This window comes from Oribacterium sinus, assembly GCF_014202695.1.
Lineage (GTDB): Bacteria > Bacillota > Clostridia > Lachnospirales > Lachnospiraceae > Oribacterium > Oribacterium sinus.
Map to the genome: position 1 here is coordinate 111109 of NZ_JACHHH010000009.1, position 14992 is coordinate 126100.

Annotated in this window: 16 protein-coding genes and 1 tRNA gene; 15 read left to right on the forward strand and 2 right to left on the reverse strand. The window is 39.6% G+C overall.

Annotated elements, in window-relative coordinates:
• The first annotated feature begins 114 nt into the window (after nt 1-114).
• The 11 genes from HNQ46_RS12240 (at nt 115) to HNQ46_RS09100 (ending at nt 8252) form a co-directional block, all read left to right on the forward strand.
• Nucleotides 115-444, forward strand: coding sequence for a DUF1016 N-terminal domain-containing protein (locus HNQ46_RS12240; protein WP_330604576.1), 330 nt, complete (start codon nt 115-117; stop codon nt 442-444).
• 51 nt (nt 445-495) lie between these two features.
• Nucleotides 496-1020, forward strand: coding sequence for a DUF1016 domain-containing protein (locus HNQ46_RS12245; RefSeq protein WP_330604577.1), 525 nt, complete (start codon nt 496-498; stop codon nt 1018-1020).
• 333 nt (nt 1021-1353) lie between these two features.
• Nucleotides 1354-1749, forward strand: a complete 396-nt coding sequence (locus tag HNQ46_RS09060) for a Fic family protein (RefSeq protein WP_243155898.1) — start codon at nt 1354-1356, stop codon at nt 1747-1749.
• A 96-nt stretch (nt 1750-1845) separates the two neighbouring features.
• Nucleotides 1846-1917: transfer RNA gene (locus tag HNQ46_RS09065), tRNA-Arg, on the forward strand.
• Nucleotides 1918-2344: 427 nt separating this feature from the next.
• Nucleotides 2345-3577, forward strand: a complete 1233-nt coding sequence (locus tag HNQ46_RS09070) for an ATP-binding protein (protein ID WP_183684403.1) — start codon at nt 2345-2347, stop codon at nt 3575-3577.
• 148 nt (nt 3578-3725) lie between these two features.
• Nucleotides 3726-4340 (forward strand): DUF6088 family protein, encoded by a 615-nt coding sequence (locus HNQ46_RS09075; protein ID WP_183684404.1) that lies wholly within the window; start codon nt 3726-3728, stop codon nt 4338-4340.
• Between the two features lie 285 nt (nt 4341-4625).
• The gene (locus tag HNQ46_RS09080) at nt 4626-5030 is read left to right on the forward strand and encodes a YbgA family protein (RefSeq protein WP_183684405.1); all 405 of its coding nucleotides are present in this window, start codon (nt 4626-4628) and stop codon (nt 5028-5030) included.
• Nucleotides 5014-5382 (forward strand): TIGR02328 family protein, encoded by a 369-nt coding sequence (locus HNQ46_RS09085; protein WP_183684406.1) that lies wholly within the window; start codon nt 5014-5016, stop codon nt 5380-5382. Before HNQ46_RS09080 ends, HNQ46_RS09085 begins: the two co-directional genes overlap by 17 nt.
• A gap of 114 nt (nt 5383-5496) precedes the next feature.
• On the forward strand, nt 5497-5952 hold the full coding sequence (bcp, locus tag HNQ46_RS09090; protein WP_183684407.1) for a thioredoxin-dependent thiol peroxidase: 456 nt from the start codon (nt 5497-5499) through the stop codon (nt 5950-5952).
• A gap of 475 nt (nt 5953-6427) precedes the next feature.
• On the forward strand, nt 6428-7291 hold the full coding sequence (locus HNQ46_RS09095) for an FRG domain-containing protein (protein WP_183684408.1): 864 nt from the start codon (nt 6428-6430) through the stop codon (nt 7289-7291).
• A 640-nt stretch (nt 7292-7931) separates the two neighbouring features.
• Nucleotides 7932-8252: a helix-turn-helix domain-containing protein gene (locus HNQ46_RS09100; RefSeq protein ID WP_183684409.1), complete on the forward strand. Its 321-nt coding sequence runs from the start codon at nt 7932-7934 to the stop codon at nt 8250-8252.
• Nucleotides 8253-8329: 77 nt separating this feature from the next.
• On the opposite strand, the gene HNQ46_RS09105 is transcribed toward HNQ46_RS09100, so the two are convergent.
• Both HNQ46_RS09105 and HNQ46_RS09110 read right to left on the reverse strand, forming a co-directional pair.
• Nucleotides 8330-9031, reverse strand: a complete 702-nt coding sequence (locus HNQ46_RS09105; RefSeq protein ID WP_183684410.1) for a hypothetical protein — start codon at nt 9029-9031, stop codon at nt 8330-8332.
• Nucleotides 9032-9091: 60 nt separating this feature from the next.
• Nucleotides 9092-10435 (reverse strand): RNA-binding domain-containing protein, encoded by a 1344-nt coding sequence (locus HNQ46_RS09110; RefSeq protein ID WP_183684411.1) that lies wholly within the window; start codon nt 10433-10435, stop codon nt 9092-9094.
• Nucleotides 10436-10832: 397 nt separating this feature from the next.
• Here HNQ46_RS09110 and HNQ46_RS09115 point away from each other — a divergent pair, with 397 nt between their 5' ends.
• The 4 genes from HNQ46_RS09115 (at nt 10833) to HNQ46_RS09130 (ending at nt 14840) form a co-directional block, all read left to right on the forward strand.
• Entirely contained in the window at nt 10833-11276 is a 444-nt protein-coding gene (locus tag HNQ46_RS09115; RefSeq protein ID WP_183684412.1) for an Rrf2 family transcriptional regulator, read from the forward strand.
• Between the two features lie 10 nt (nt 11277-11286).
• A complete protein-coding gene (locus HNQ46_RS09120) occupies nt 11287-12297 on the forward strand; it encodes an NADP-dependent oxidoreductase (RefSeq protein ID WP_183684413.1) in 1011 nt (336 codons plus the stop codon).
• Between the two features lie 218 nt (nt 12298-12515).
• Entirely contained in the window at nt 12516-13913 is a 1398-nt protein-coding gene (locus tag HNQ46_RS09125; protein WP_183684414.1) for an ABC transporter substrate-binding protein, read from the forward strand.
• Nucleotides 13914-13955: 42 nt separating this feature from the next.
• Nucleotides 13956-14840 (forward strand): carbohydrate ABC transporter permease, encoded by an 885-nt coding sequence (locus HNQ46_RS09130; protein WP_183684415.1) that lies wholly within the window; start codon nt 13956-13958, stop codon nt 14838-14840.
• The last annotated feature ends 152 nt before the right edge of the window (nt 14841-14992 follow it).

Consider the following 14992-nt stretch of genomic DNA (forward strand, 5'->3'; position numbering starts at 1 on the left):
ACTCAAATCCAACTCATAACGGATATCAAGGATAAGATTAAAGCCGCGCAATACAGGGCTTTGCTGAATGTGAATGAGCAGTTAATCAGGTTGTATTGAGATATCGGAAATGATTTGAACAAGAATACAGCATATGGAAACAAGTTTATTGATACATTGGCACAGGAGATTAAACTGGCTTTTCCAGAGGCAAAGGGCTATTCAGCGAGAAACCTCCGGTATATGAAGCGTTTTGCTAGAGAGATAACGGATCAGAACTTTTTGCAGACGGTGTCTGCAAAATTGCCGTGGTCTCATAATCTTGTGCTGATTGAAAAATTGAAAACTATGGAGTCCCGATACTGGTATGGAGTGAAGGCGATTGAGAATGGATGGTCAGTTGCAGTATTAGAACATCAGATTGCTACGGGATTGATTGACCGTGAGCAAGGAGGAAAACTTTAAAATTTTGAGAAACTTCTTCCGGAGGTACAAAGCGAACTAGCGATACAGACCATGAAAGACCCATACATTTTTGATTTCGTTGAGTTTGACGAAAAGATGAAGGAACGCCAGATAGAGGATGAGCTTGTAAAGAACATTACAAATTTTCTTCTGGAAATGGGCAAGGGCTTTGCTTATATGGGGCATCAGTATCCATTGACACTCGGCAAAGATGAGTTTGCACTTGATATCCTGTTCTACAATACAGTCCTACATTGCTATGTGGTTGTAGATCTCAAAACAAAGAAATTTATTCCAGAATATGCGGGGAAGATGAATTTCTACCTATCTCTTGTTGATGAGAAGCTGAAAACAGAGATTGATAATCCTTCAATAGGCCTTATACTGTGCCGGGACAAGAACAGGACTGTAGCTGAATTTGCATTAAAAGATATGGTAAAGCCTATAGGTGTGTCGGAATATCGCTTTACACAGGAACTGCCGGATGAGATTCGAGAAGCCTTTCCAGAGGCGGAAAAATGGGCGGAGCATATAGTAATTGAGACGGCAGATGTAACGGGAAGAAATGAAAACTGAACTCAAGCAGACCGGCAAAGCTCAGCGAGAAGCTGAAAAGTTCCCGACCATCGGAATCAAATCCGAAAATCGGGAGCTTGCTTTATGTGCAGAATTATACTCGGATTTCCGTACCGTCCTTAATGGTGAAGCGGATATTGTCCTGTATTAGCCCTGCGACGATGTTCAGCTCATCAACTCGTCATTGAGAGGGATAAGATCACAACAGAAAATGCTAACCTTGCGCACGGGCACGGAAACCTGCATCTGAAAACATTCAGGCCATTTGCAAAGAATCCGCCGATAGCAAAGGTTTTCCGAGAGATTGGACTTGCTGATGAGCTTGGAAGTGGTATGAGAAACAGCTATAAATACACGAAGATGTATTCCGGCGGAGAGCCTATATTTACAGAAGCTGATGTCTTTACAACTATTATTCCTCTATCTGAAGCTGCAACAGCTATGGTCGGGCCGTCTATAGATCTTGCTTCCAGGGAACAAGATAAGGAGCAAGTAAAGGAACAAGATAAGGAGCAAGTCACGATACAAGATCTTATTCAATTTTGCTCTGTTCCTCGCAGTCGGAAAGAAATGCAAGAATTTATGGGGCTGGTTGGTAGAAGAAACTTTTCGGAAAAATATATCAAGCCTTTACTTAGCGCAGGAAAAATAGAAATGACGGTACCCGATAAGCCAAACAGTAGGAACCAAAAATATCAAAAAGTGAATAGTGAAGGAATAATTTCCTAAGGATGGGCATATGGAAACAGTCCGGTTAGCAGTAACTTAGTTCCTACCCTGCATTGACAGAAAACTGCAGGATAGGTAAAATAAGAGAGTTCCATTGTTCCCTTAGTTAAATGGATATAACAAGCGCCTCCTAAGCACTAGTTGTGAGTTCGATTCTCGCAGGGAACATTCGTTATTGCAGCAATGATTAGAGAGATTCGTTGCTGCAATTTTTGTTTTTAAAACGGAATGTGTAGGCGTGTAATGGCGTACAAGCATGTAAAAAAGAATGCGAAGAGCTATGCTGCCAATATAAAAGTAGACATTCAAAAGTAGACATTGATGAAACAAAAGTAGATATTGATATTTCAGAGTCCATTGCTAATAAGTTAAAGGATACATCAACGAAAACAATAGATCATGTGCTTGCTTTATATAATACATTTGCTACTGTTTAATATTTTGGAAGAAGTGATGTTGTATCAATTATAAAGCTGAAAGATTCCGGTGCATCGAAGTTCTTATCAAAGCTATTGGAACTGGCGGTCATTGAGCCGACTTCTTGCATATACCATTAGCAGACAGTATAATAAGTACACCGAAGCGGTTTCAAGAAATGAAAAATCTTCAACTTTTGAAAGCGGGTGACGATATGAAAACAATTACAAGAGCAAAGTATCTAGACAGAATCATTGAACTGAATGGTACTCCTGACATCAAGATCATCACGGGCATTCGTCGATCCGGTAAGTCTAATCTGATGCAGGCGTATATTGAATATCTGAAAAGCCATTTTGAAAACATCAATATTATCTTCATTGACTTCATGGATTTGGCGTATGAGGAAATTAAGGAATACCATGCCTTACACGCCTATGTGGAAGAACATTATCAGGAAGGTAAAACGAACTATCTGTTTGTAGACGAGGTGCAGATGTGCCCCAAGTTTGAGTTGGCAATTAATAGCCTGTACTCTAAGGGAAAATACGACATCTATGTAACAGGCTCCAATGCTTTCCTGTTGAGTGCGGATCTGGCAACTCTGTTTACCGGACGCTATATTGAAATTCATGTGTTTCCTTTCAGCTTCCGGGAATATTGCCAATATTATGATGATGTTAGTGATAAAGATAAGCTCTTTGATGATTACGCTATCAGGGGCGGTTTAGCAGGTTCTTACGCTTACAGAACCGAAAAAGACAGAACAAACTATATCAAAGAGGTCTACGAAACGATTGTTACAAGGGATTTGGTGCAGAAATATGCGCTCCCGGACACTTTGGTTTTACAGCGTCTGAGCGAGTTCCTTATGGATAATATCAGCAACCTGACTTCCCCTAATAAGATTAGTCAGCTGCTGACAGCAAATGAGACTCCGACCAATCATGTAACCGTCGGCAAGTACATTAAGTATTTGTGCAGTGCTTTTGTATTTTATGATATTAAAAGATACGACATCCGAGGCAAGAAATACCTTGAAAGTTCTGAAAAGTTCTATTTGTGTGACAGCGGTATTCGATATGCAATACTGGGAAGCAGAAATATGGATTACGGCAGAGTATATGAAAACATCGTTTGCATCGAACTTCTTCGCCGTGGATACGATGTCTATGTCGGCAAGCTCTATCAAAAGGAGGTCGACTTTGTTGCTCAGAGAGGCAGCGAGAAGATTTATATTCAGGTCAGCGACAACATTTCCGGGCAGGAAACATTTGAGAGAGAATGCGCTCCTCTGCTTCAGATCCGAGATGCTTATCCGAAAATGATTATTGCCAGAACCAAACATCCAAAATATAGTTATGAAGGAATCGAAATTCATGATATAGCCGATTGGTTGCGACAAGAATAAACAAGGCGAAATATCTCCGTCATTCTCTTTTGAAATGATGGAGATATTTTTATTTTCTGAGCGAATTAACAATTCTAAAACAATTCCTTTACTAAAAGAATTGAATTTCGTTAAAAAAAGTGCATAATATTTTTAACGAGGTAATTTTATGGAAAGACCAAATATATTAGGAAAAACACGTGATACCATAACGAAATTTAAACCAGGCTCGGTATTTTCAGCGAGTGACTTTTCTGATATTTCAGATAGTGCAAAAATAGGAGTCACGTTATCGAGACTGGAGAAAGAAGGCTTAATAAAAAAAATATTACATGGCATTTATGTATATCCAGAATACAATTCTTTTCTTGGGGAATGTATCGAACCGGATCCTAACGATGTTGCACACGCTATAGCAAGAAAATTTGGTTGGACGATTGTTCCTTATGGCGACACTGCTCTTAACATATTGGGGTTGTCTACGCAAGTACTCTCTGTTTGGATTTATGTATGTGATGGTGCTTATAAAAAATATACCTATAAAAAGATAATGTTGGAATTCAAAAAGACAACGAATAAGGAAATTTCAAAATTATCTTATAAAACGGCACTAGTAATCCAAGCAATAAAGGCTATTGGCAAGGATGGAATTACTGAGAGTGTAATAAAGCAGATTAGAGAGAAATTTTCTACGGAAGAGAAAATATCAATGCTTGAAGAAGCAAAATTTGCCACGTCGTGGGTGTACGTAGTAATAAAACAAATATGTGAGGATATGCAATGAGACAGATTGCAAAATTGAATTATAAAGATAGAGAGGCTTTATTTACCTTATCTTAGTTTGACAAAGACAAACAGTGAAGTGGCTTAAACACTTGATAAAGTTTATCTATTTTTGACACAACTGAATAATTGCTGACTGATATGGGACGAACTCCCAAGCACTAGTTGTGAGTTCGATTCCCGCAGGGATCATTCGTTCTTGCAGCAATGATTAGAGAGATTCGTTGCTGCAATTTTTTTAAATATGGACTAGGGATGCTTACAATATTTTGAAAGAAGGCGTAACGTGCAGCACAAGAATATAAAAAAAGAATGCGAAGAGCTATGGGCAAAAAATAAATATTATGTGCTGAGCAAATCCCATAAGGCATATCTGGATATCCGAGAGTATTTGAAAGAAAAGGAAGTGGATATTGCATATCTACAGCGAAAAATACAAAGCATAAAGGATATAGAAGAGAGTAAAAAAGATTTTCATAATGCTATTCTTCATGTATGGGGATATTTTAAAAAAGAAGCAAGTGAAACGGAAAAACAAGGATTATTTGAGATATTAGAAGAATATATGAAAGGGGAAAATAGTCAGGAAGCTGTGATTCAATATCTTAACGCTTTACTAAGGAAATATCCCAATCAATATTTAGAGGAATCTACTTTCTTAGCAGGAGAAAATTATGAGACTATGGCATGAACAACTGATTCCCATATTGCCGAAAAATCAGCTTCTTGGACAACATAGAGAATGCTGTGCCCTTAGAGGAAATGGGTGGAATAAGAAGCATAAAACAGTAGATTATGCATTTTCCTATTCTCCGTATCACCTATTTATCTTTCATTCTTTAGTTATGGATGAAATGGAAAAAAGAGGGTATAAGGTTTCTGAAGGGTGGAGAGATAAGAATTATAGAGGAAAGACAGCAGAAAAATACAATAATCTTGAAGAAAAAATGATAGAAAGTCCTATCTACAAAGAGCATAATGGGGAATATTTGATGGAGTGTATAGAAAACCTGCGAAATAAGGGTATAAAAATAGAACTATAAATGTTTTAATGGTTTATATTACTAAAGCTTATTGCTCTCAAAAGGAGAGATAAGCTAATGATTCTTGAAGCATCTTTTTATTCAGACACAAACCACTGTTAAAGGAGGATTACTATGTTAGAAATTGGAACAAAGGCACCGGATTTTACATTGCCGGATCAGAACGGAAATATGCACTCTCTGTCAGAGTACAGAGGAAAGAAAGTTATTTTATATTTTTACCCAAAGGACAATACCGCTGGTTGCACGAAGCAGGCTTGCGGCTTTGCAGAACGATATCCCCAGTTTACGGAAAAAGGTGCCGTGGTTTTGGGCATTAGTAAGGATAGCGTAGCATCTCATAAGAAGTTTGAAGAGAAATACGGCCTGCCCTTTACTATTCTTTCCGATCCGGAGCTTGTGGCAATTCAAGCCTATGATGTTTGGCAGGAGAAAAAGAACTACGGTAAGACCTATATGGGTGTGGTTCGTACTACTTATTTGATTGATGAAAATGGAAAGATTGTAAAGGCATTTGACAAGGTAAAGGCGGCGGATAACCCGGAGCAGATGCTGGGAGAATTGGGATAATAGTTTTATGTTTAAGTCATTATAAAGATGCATCGCAGCCTCGACATCATCCTTTCACTACCATGGATGGTAAATAATTTAATGTAAGATACATTACTCTATATATGTTTAATCAACAATAAAAGTAGAAGTTGTAGACATGTTGAAAAGGGACTTAAACTATTTCAAGATTCGAGCTATCTACGAACTAGCTATGTTGTTACAGAATAATCTGTAATCCACATTTCTAGACGATAGAGATCACGGTGGACATTAGTGAGTTAATCTCCCCCATATTAGTGTGGATAAAGTTATGGAAGTAGTATTCTGGAATTATTTCAAGATCTTCCATAAACAAAAGAACAAGTTTAAGGTAGCCTTTGCTTTAGGTTACTTCTAGATAAACTTCATTACATATCAGTTAATTATTTTATTGAAACAGGATTAGCTTTTTTAATCATTGAGGTTATTTGATAAACAGTGAGGAGAAAAATTAATGAAAACGTATAAAGTAAAAAAATGGAGAGAATTCTTAAATGTAATAAGAGAAACGAGGCAACGATTTGGGGAAAACTGTTGGTTTAGAGGTCATTCAAATGTTGATTATATGTTATTACCAGGGGCATATAGAGTACTATATGTAGTAGAAGATCAATTTGGACGACCGTTAGATCCAGTAATTGTGAAAAACTATAATAATAGGGGAGATAAAGTATATCTTCCCCATTGGATGTATCTTACTCATTTCATAGATGAATTAAAAAAAGAACATATTAAATATCCTTCCAAAATAGTTGATCAATTGTGTATGGCTCAGCATTATGGTTTAAAAACCTCATTATTAGATTGGTCTACAGACTTGTCCATAGGCTTGTTTTTTGCTTGTGATAAGCGTATTAAGGGAACTGAAGCAGCAATCTATATTTTAAATCCACGACAATATAATGATGATATGAATGCTAAAGATAAAATTTTTAGTAGTAAAGAACTTGAAAAAGATATTGGCAGTTTCCTATTTCCAATTGCTTTTACAGGACCAAGAAAAGATAAGAGGATGTGTAGGCAATCTGGTAATTTTACAATGCATAATGCTATGATTTGGCCTTTGGACTACAATGATTATAATGATTCGATTATAAAAATCGAAATAGATGGATTATTAATGGATGAAATTGAAAAGACATTAACTGATTTTGGAATTACTCATGATTCTATATATGTACAAAGGGATATTAAGGATAATATATCCAAGATAGTAGAAGCAATAAATTGCAATGATTTGAACATGTTTATAAAAAAAAGGAAAAAGCTATTTGCTAAGACTCCTCTTCAAGAAAGAGGCATATGCCATAGCGTTTGAGTTATTTAGTAATAATGTTATTGTTGCAAAAAGAGGAACATCATTGTTGGAATTTATAAATATTTCTAGAAAACTGATATGTAACCACATTCTGTCAAGTGTAAATTATAGAAGATTGCATAAAATTATATTTAATGATTCTGAAGAGATATAGAAGAGAGCTCTGGAGTATCAGCTCCTGGCTTTGACTATTCCTGATATACGTGGATTGGTTACCCACCGTAACAACGGGATGATGATGTCAAGGCTACAAAGCACCGCTTTAGCGGCGCAATGTTGCACCCATAGCATTAGGCAATATAATCGTCATTATGTCCTAGATAAAGCAGGCAAGTTCTCTCGCTATTGCTGTTTTGACTACTTTGTGTTTCTTATATATACCAAGAACCATATTGTAATACCTGCGTCTTAGAAGCTCGTTTGCTTTATCTGCATAAGTTATGACTTCCGGTGTGTTTCTGGACTGTCGTGATTTCAATTCTTTCGATTTGAATCCAATCAGTATCCTCGCATAGCATTAAGATGCTTCTGTAAGCAGAATATGTAAAGCCATTTGAAAACATTACCAATTTATGTATACTCATATAAACAAAAACTAATTTAAGGTTTATATTAGTATACATTAAATGGGGTGCATTAGATGAAGAGAGCAGCATATAACATACTTCCGGGTACAGAAGAAATATTAAAAACCATGGGTGAGCAGATTAAGCTTGCCAGACTCAGACGAAGCCTATCTTCGGAGCTGACCGCAGAACGTGCCGGAATCAGCCGAGCATCTTTGTGGAAGGTTGAAAAAGGCGACCCATCCGTAGCAATGGGAATCTATGCGGCAGTTTTGCATGCTCTAAACAATCTTGATAAAGATCTTCTACTACTTGCAAAGGATGATGCGCTTGGTAGGCAAATTCAAGATTTGAATCTGATAACAAGAAAGCGTGCACCAAGGAGGAATAAATAGTGGTGTACAGCCCGGGTAGAATTTGGTTAACTATGGAAATGGATTGTCCCTTCGCTTTCTTTAAGAAATCTTCATGCCTACCAGTTGCAAGTTTCCACATGTTTTTTGCTATGTTTTTTGACTATGATTTCTGAAATTTCCGTATTATCGGCATTTGTCTTAATAAGAATCCAATCATCAAAATACTTGTAGATATAGGGATATCTCTCAAATAGTGTGTAGGTTGAGGCTAGTCCGTCTTCGCTGATTTCCCCCAGGATTGTTTCTGCATCATAGCCTTTATTTTTCAGAAAGTCTGCAAATGCAGAATCATATTTTTGATAATCTTGTAATATAAAGCTGTCCACCTTAGCCTCGACTTCGTCTCGAAAATCAAATTCATAATCATCTTCATCAAGCCTGTTTTTTATTAGTTCTAAGGGCATTTTGATTCTGAAAGGACCGGGGATAACATAGTACCACCTATGGTCTATATCATAAAAATAGCCATAATCGACAAAATCCAATTCACTGAATATTTCCCTTTCCGTATTGCCTTCGGAAAAGGGCTCTCCGGTAGGGGAATGGGTATCAAACCATCCATATCCGCCATTTTCACTACCTATCTGTCCAATTAAAGCGGTTTCTCCCAGTGAGAAAAGATATTCTACGTCCTTTGGGGATTTGTACCACCATAGCAGTCTGTTCCCGACATTTTTAAAATATCCTCCGTTTCCGCTCCATCCATATTGCACGTGTCCATTTTTAAGTCTTCTAGCAATAATACTGGTATCTCCCATTGCTTCTTCCTCCTTTCAAACGTATTGGTAAAATTACTGAATGTATCGCAAAATATTACATTACTGTACTGCTCTGTAGCGTGTGGTAAGACTACCCCCCAGTTTTATAATCTGCCCCCGATCCACCATGGTTTTTAGAATGCGGCCTGCAGTAGACTGGCTGACTTCCAATAGTTCTTGCACTTCCTTTCTGGTGATATCTTTTTGCCTGGAAAGGACTTGCAGGATTTGCTCTTCAGCGGAGGGCAGGGTAGAAGAGGATGCGACAGAATAAGGAGTTACAGAATAGATGACACTATCCTCTTTTACGATTTGTCCTGCATTGGTATTGGGAAGGACGATTTTAAAGGCATTGTTGCTACAGATGATGGAGGGCTGTTTCCATTTTCCAAAGTAGCTATCCATGATTTTTTTAATGCCGGTTCCATAGGCTTCTATTAATTGCAAACGATAGAAAATATTGGCAAGATGGGGATTTCGGCAAACGGAAATCCCTAACTTGATATCCGCAAGTTCCAATCCTGTGGGTAGACCGCCAAGAGTGACAAACTCCATATGATCCGGATAAATACTGATCAGGGTAGCGGCATGGAAGGCGTAGTCCCTATGTACCAAAGAATTGAGCAGTACCTCCCGGACAGCCACTTCCGGATAATCCCGATTGTCAATCCGTAGCAATTTATCAAAGCTTGCATGCACTTGGTTGTGAAGGTCGATATAGTCGTATACATCATGAAGCTGTTGCATAAGGGAACCGGAAAACTCTCTTCGGTCTTTAAAGATATTTTGTGTATTTCCCTCGAAAACGGCTACCTTAATAGAATAGGGGCATTGATCGGATAGTAGCAATCCAAGATTTGTGTAGAGCTTATCAACAGATTGTAAGTGAAGGCTTTGCATTTGTGCCTGTGCGAAAGGAATCTTACGAGTTTTAAATTCTTGCTTTAGCGCATCGAAACTTAAGGCTTGATTTATGGAACGCATCTCTTCAAAACTGTCACCGTCCGATTCTTTAATCATTTGTCGGATGGCTGTATCACTGGCGGGGACAGAAGAATACCCTTGTCTTACATAGACTCCTTCAGGACGAAGGCCTTTTTTGGATAAATAGTATGGGCGATTGATTCCCCTTTGGATATGAATGGCAATGATGGATTTTCCCTCGTATTCCAGCGCTTCATAATGAATAAACATGGTGATGTCCGGTTTAATACTGTCCCGTACCATGTTGGAAATTTGTAGAGTAGAGGCGTCTATGTCCTCTAATCCCAAGATTTCACCGTGATCAGAAACACCCACATAGACGGTGCCTCCATTACAGTTGGCAAAAGCAAGAATTTCTTTCTTGATATCCTCCTGCACGATTGATTTTAGCTCAACTTTTTCCGTTTCTTGAAAAGTCATTTTCTCACCTTCCGAATTTCTTTAGAGTTTCTAATATTCTTGTCCAGTTGCTCCATTTTTATTGACTTCCAAACATTTCAAGAATGCCAATTCTTTCTAACCATTCTAATCATTCTAATCATTCTTGTCAATGAAATGAGGAGAACTGCTTAAAGCGGTGTAGGACGGTATGTGAGTATTTCAAAGTAAGAAAAAAACAGTTGACAAAGGAAAAAAACAGCTATAAAGTAAATGTATCAGATACAAATACATTTAAAATAGGGTATAGAGGAGTAGGAAATGAACATCACAACGAATACAATTAAGAACAGAGCCAGCGTAAGAACTTATCAGAGGGAAGAGCTTTCCAAAGCGGAAAATGTAGAGTATATCGCAACATACCAATTGGAGGACTAAGATGGATACAAAATTTTCTTCAGCAATTCATTCCCTGATTATGATTTCCGAGTCGGAAACGCCGGTGAATTCCGAGCAGATCGCGAACAGTGTGGGAACCAATGCCAGTTATATTAGGAAGTTAACCACTAGGCTCAGTAAGGCAGGAATCATTGAAGGGCGTAAGGGAATAAGCGGATTTCGTCTGCTAAAGCCGGCAAGGGAGATTTCCTTACTGGAGATTTATAAAAGCATTATGGAAGTGGAGCAAGTCCATATCTTTGATATTCACCAAAATCCCAATGATGAATGTATTGTGGGGCGGAATATCAAGCCCACCTTGGAGGGGATGTTCAGCAGGATGGAAAAAGAGATGGAAGAAAAACTGGCAGGTATGAGTCTGGAAGATTGTATGAATGCCATGAGAAAAGAGTTAAAAGAGAATGAGTTAAAAGAGAAAGAGTAGGGGAAAGCAAATGAAAGCAGCGGTTTTAACAAATTATGATAAGAATGGAAGAAAACTGGAGATACAAGAGGTGGAAAAGCCAAGCCCAAGGGAAAAGGAAGTCTTGGTTAAGGTTTTTACCGCAGCAGTAAATCCCCTGGACAATATGATTATTCGGGGAGAGGTCAAGCTGATTGTGCCTTATAGCTTGCCTTTGATTATGGGAAATGAATTTGCGGGACAGGTGGAAGCCGTAGGTTCTGCCGTGAAACGCTTCAAGGCAGGGGACCGGGTATACGGTAGAATGCCCCTTTCCAAAATCGGTGCCTTTGCGGAGTATGCAGCGGTAGAGGAAGGGGCTTTGGCTCCTATTCCGGATTACCTTTCCTATGATGAGGCGGCAACGGTGCCTTTAACCGCCTTAACCGCTATGCAGGCCTTTGAAATCATGCAGCCTAAGGCCGGAGAATCCGTCTTTATATCCGGCGGAACAGGAAGTCTTGGTGCTATGGCCATTCCCATTGCGAAAAGTCTTGGTCTTACCGTCTATACCAACGGTAGTGCCGATAATGCGGAACGGGTTGAGAAGCTGGGTGTTGACCGCTTTATTGACTACAAAAAGGAAAACTATGCGGATGTCTTAAAGGATGTGGATTATGTATTGGATACTCTTGGAGATCGTGAGCTTCCCAATGAATTTAAAGTTTTAAAGAAGGGAGGAAGCCTTGTGTCCTTAAGAGGACTGCCCAATGGAAGATTTGCGAAAAGAGCAGGTCTGTCCTTCCTAAAACAGCTCCTTTTCGGATTTGCCGGAAGGAAGTATGACAAGATGGCGGAGGCAAAGGGACAGAGCTATGATTTCCTTTTTGTCCATGAGGATGGAGCACAACTGGAAAAGATTGGAAAGCTCTTTTCTCCGGAAAGACCCTTGGAAACCTCGGTGGATACGGCATTTTCCTTAGAAGAAGTCAATGAAGCCTTAGACAAAGTAAAGCAGGGAAAGTCCAAGGGAAAGACGATTCTGAAGATTTTGGAGGGATAAGTGGGATCCAAAGCTGATAAAAGTGAAGGGGTTTTTAGAATAAAATAAAAAGCAATGCTTTAGGCACAGAGAGGATTTTCTGTGCTTTTTTTGTGCCTATTTCTTGTGTGAATTCTTGACAGCTTATTTTGCTTGGGTATAATGCTAGGTAAAACCAAAAGTTTTGGAGGCGATTGTATGCAAAGTCGCCAAAAACATATCGAATTTGGAGGAAAAGTATGAAAAAAAGAAAACTCTTATCCCTTGCTTTGGCTTTAGTCTTGGGACTTTCTCTGCCGGGCTGTGCCAACAATACGCCTAAGGCGGAAAGTGAGAAGGGCAGTGCAGCTGCAGGAGAAACAGAAGCGGAGAAGGAAGGCGCGGAAAAGAAAGAAACTTCTGAGGGGCTTAAGGAGATGAAGCTCCCCACCTTCTTGGCTGGAGAAAATGTGGGAGCAAAGTTCTTTCTTCCTCAGGTAGAGCGCTTTAATAAGAAGTATGAAGGAAAGTATAAAATCACTGTGGAAGAGGTGGTACAGGATTCTTATGCGGAGAAGATTAAGCAGCTGGCTACCCAGAAGAAGCTTCCTGCTTTGGTGCATAGCCCCGGCTCCGGCGGCATTGATGCCCAGTGGTTTAAGCAGGTAATTTTGGATAATGACCTTGCTTACGATCTGACCGATTTTGCTAAGGAAACACCGGAACTTTCCGAACTTTGGCTTCCGGAGTCCAAGGAATACTGCACTTATAACGGGAAACTGGTGGTTTCCCCCATGCTGGTGATTCGTCCTATCGGAATGTTCTACAACGAAGATCTGTATAAGCCGGAGAAAGCTCTTGGAGAGCTTAGCTATGAGGAATTTGTTTCTTCTTTAGGAGACAAGAAAATTGCCTTTATGACTTCTGAAAATGCTTGGACTTCCGCTTTGATGCTCTCTGCCCTTGTGGGAAATGAAGAAGGTGGAGCAAAGCTTTTGCAGGATAGCGTAAAGGATAAGCTTTGGGATTATACGGAAGAGCCATTTGTAAAGGGCGTGGAGAAGCTACAGACTCTTTTACAGAAAAATGCTTCTGCCAATACTTTAGGGGCAGCTTATGCGGATGCCGCCAATGCTTTCATGAGCAATAAGGCGGCCGTAATTCCTAACGGTTCCTGGATGGTTTCCGAATTCAACGAGGAATCCAAGGACAAGTGGAGTAATGATTTTAAAGGCTCCTCCGTGCATGCCGGCATTTATCCCGGAAATATTGCATTAGCCAATCCTGCAGGATACGGAGATTTCTGGATTCCCGCTACTGCAAGCGATGACGAAAAGGAAGTGGCTAAGGCATTCCTTGCCTTCCGCGGCAGTCAGGAAGAGCTGGAAGCCTATCTTTTGGCAGAGGGCGGAACCGCACCAAGACTGAAGTACAGTGAGGATTTCCTGAATAAGCTCAAGGAAAACCCATTGTTATACGAGTACAACCAGAGTGTAAATGATGATACAAAGTATGTGCCTATCTTAGGGGATGTATTCCCGGCTTCTATCGGAGATCAGGAATTCGGAAAGCTTCTGCCAAAGCTGATTGATGGAAGCTTGAGCCCGGAGGAGTTCTGTAAGGAGCTTACAAAGAAGGCGGAAGAGGCAAAGCAGTAATACAAAACATTAAATAGGCAGAGTAAAGGGGAGTTAAACAGGATGAAAGCATCAAGCTTGGAAAGACGGAATTATAAGTGGATTGTCCTATTTTTGCTCCCCTCCTTTTTGGTTTTTCTCTTCTTTTATTTACAGCCGATTCTCAGCATTTTCCTGACTTCCTTTATGAAGTATGACGGCTTTAACAGCCCCCGATTTGTGGGATTGCAGAATTACATACAGCTTTTTGGGCAGGAATCCTTTCAGCTTTCCATGAAGAATCTTTTTTTGTGGTCTCTCATTGCCACAACTCTTCATGTGGGCTTCGGAACGATTCTTGCTTTTATTTTGTTCCAAAAACCTAGGGGCTGGAAATTCACCAGAGCGGTTTTCATGGTGCCCAATGTGATTTCCGCAGCAGCCTGGGCTCTGATTTATCGTTTCATTTTCAATGATGAAATGGGCTTTATGAACGGGCTGATTCGCCTCTTTAACAAGGACTTTCATCACCAATGGTTCTTTGAATCTCCCTATGCCTTTTGGGCGGTAACCTTAACATGGCTTTTTTATGCGGTGATTGTGACCCTTCTTGTAATGAATGACCTGTATTCCATTCCGGAGGAGGTTTTTTCCGCAGCAAAGGTGGACGGCGCCAATACTCTTCAGATTCTATGGCATATCGAGCTTCCCATGTGTCGTATTTCCATCGGAACCTCCATCATTGCCTCCATTACGGCCAGAATTGCCATGTATGAGCAAATCGCCCTAACCACTTCCGGAGGGCCGGGAAACGACACTATGAACCTCCCTCTCATTTTGATGAAGAACATTTTGGACTTAAAATATGGCCTGGCCAATGCCAGCGGTGTGATGATGTTCCTGGCAGGAATTTTGGTACTGCTTTTGGTGCATAAGGCCTTTCGTTTAAATGAAGGGATTTATGATTAAAAGAGAGCTTTGTGAATAAAAGCATAAAGCAAAGCGACAAAAGGAATTTATAGGCAAAAGAAATTTGTAGGTATAAGCAATAGAGGCGCTAGGTAGCCAAATGAGACTTATGACTGCGATAAGGGATTTGTATAGAAATGAGACTTACGGCA

Excerpts from the sequence above, each read along its gene's own strand:
- HNQ46_RS12245 (WP_330604577.1), top strand. The coding sequence starts at position 496 with ATGAAAGACCCATACATTTTTGATTTCGTTGAGTTTGACGAAAAGATG.
- HNQ46_RS09060 (WP_243155898.1), top strand. The coding sequence starts at position 1,354 with ATGAGAAACAGCTATAAATACACGAAGATGTATTCCGGCGGAGAGCCT.
- HNQ46_RS09070 (WP_183684403.1), top strand. The coding sequence starts at position 2,345 with ATGAAAAATCTTCAACTTTTGAAAGCGGGTGACGATATGAAAACAATT.
- HNQ46_RS09075 (WP_183684404.1), top strand. The coding sequence starts at position 3,726 with ATGGAAAGACCAAATATATTAGGAAAAACACGTGATACCATAACGAAA.
- HNQ46_RS09085 (WP_183684406.1), top strand. The coding sequence starts at position 5,014 with ATGAGACTATGGCATGAACAACTGATTCCCATATTGCCGAAAAATCAG.
- bcp (WP_183684407.1), top strand. The coding sequence starts at position 5,497 with ATGTTAGAAATTGGAACAAAGGCACCGGATTTTACATTGCCGGATCAG.
- HNQ46_RS09095 (WP_183684408.1), top strand. The coding sequence starts at position 6,428 with ATGAAAACGTATAAAGTAAAAAAATGGAGAGAATTCTTAAATGTAATA.
- HNQ46_RS09100 (WP_183684409.1), top strand. The coding sequence starts at position 7,932 with ATGAAGAGAGCAGCATATAACATACTTCCGGGTACAGAAGAAATATTA.
- HNQ46_RS09105 (WP_183684410.1), bottom strand. The coding sequence starts at position 9,031 with ATGGGAGATACCAGTATTATTGCTAGAAGACTTAAAAATGGACACGTG.
- HNQ46_RS09110 (WP_183684411.1), bottom strand. The coding sequence starts at position 10,435 with ATGACTTTTCAAGAAACGGAAAAAGTTGAGCTAAAATCAATCGTGCAG.
- HNQ46_RS09115 (WP_183684412.1), top strand. The coding sequence starts at position 10,833 with ATGGATACAAAATTTTCTTCAGCAATTCATTCCCTGATTATGATTTCC.
- HNQ46_RS09120 (WP_183684413.1), top strand. The coding sequence starts at position 11,287 with ATGAAAGCAGCGGTTTTAACAAATTATGATAAGAATGGAAGAAAACTG.
- HNQ46_RS09125 (WP_183684414.1), top strand. The coding sequence starts at position 12,516 with ATGAAAAAAAGAAAACTCTTATCCCTTGCTTTGGCTTTAGTCTTGGGA.
- HNQ46_RS09130 (WP_183684415.1), top strand. The coding sequence starts at position 13,956 with ATGAAAGCATCAAGCTTGGAAAGACGGAATTATAAGTGGATTGTCCTA.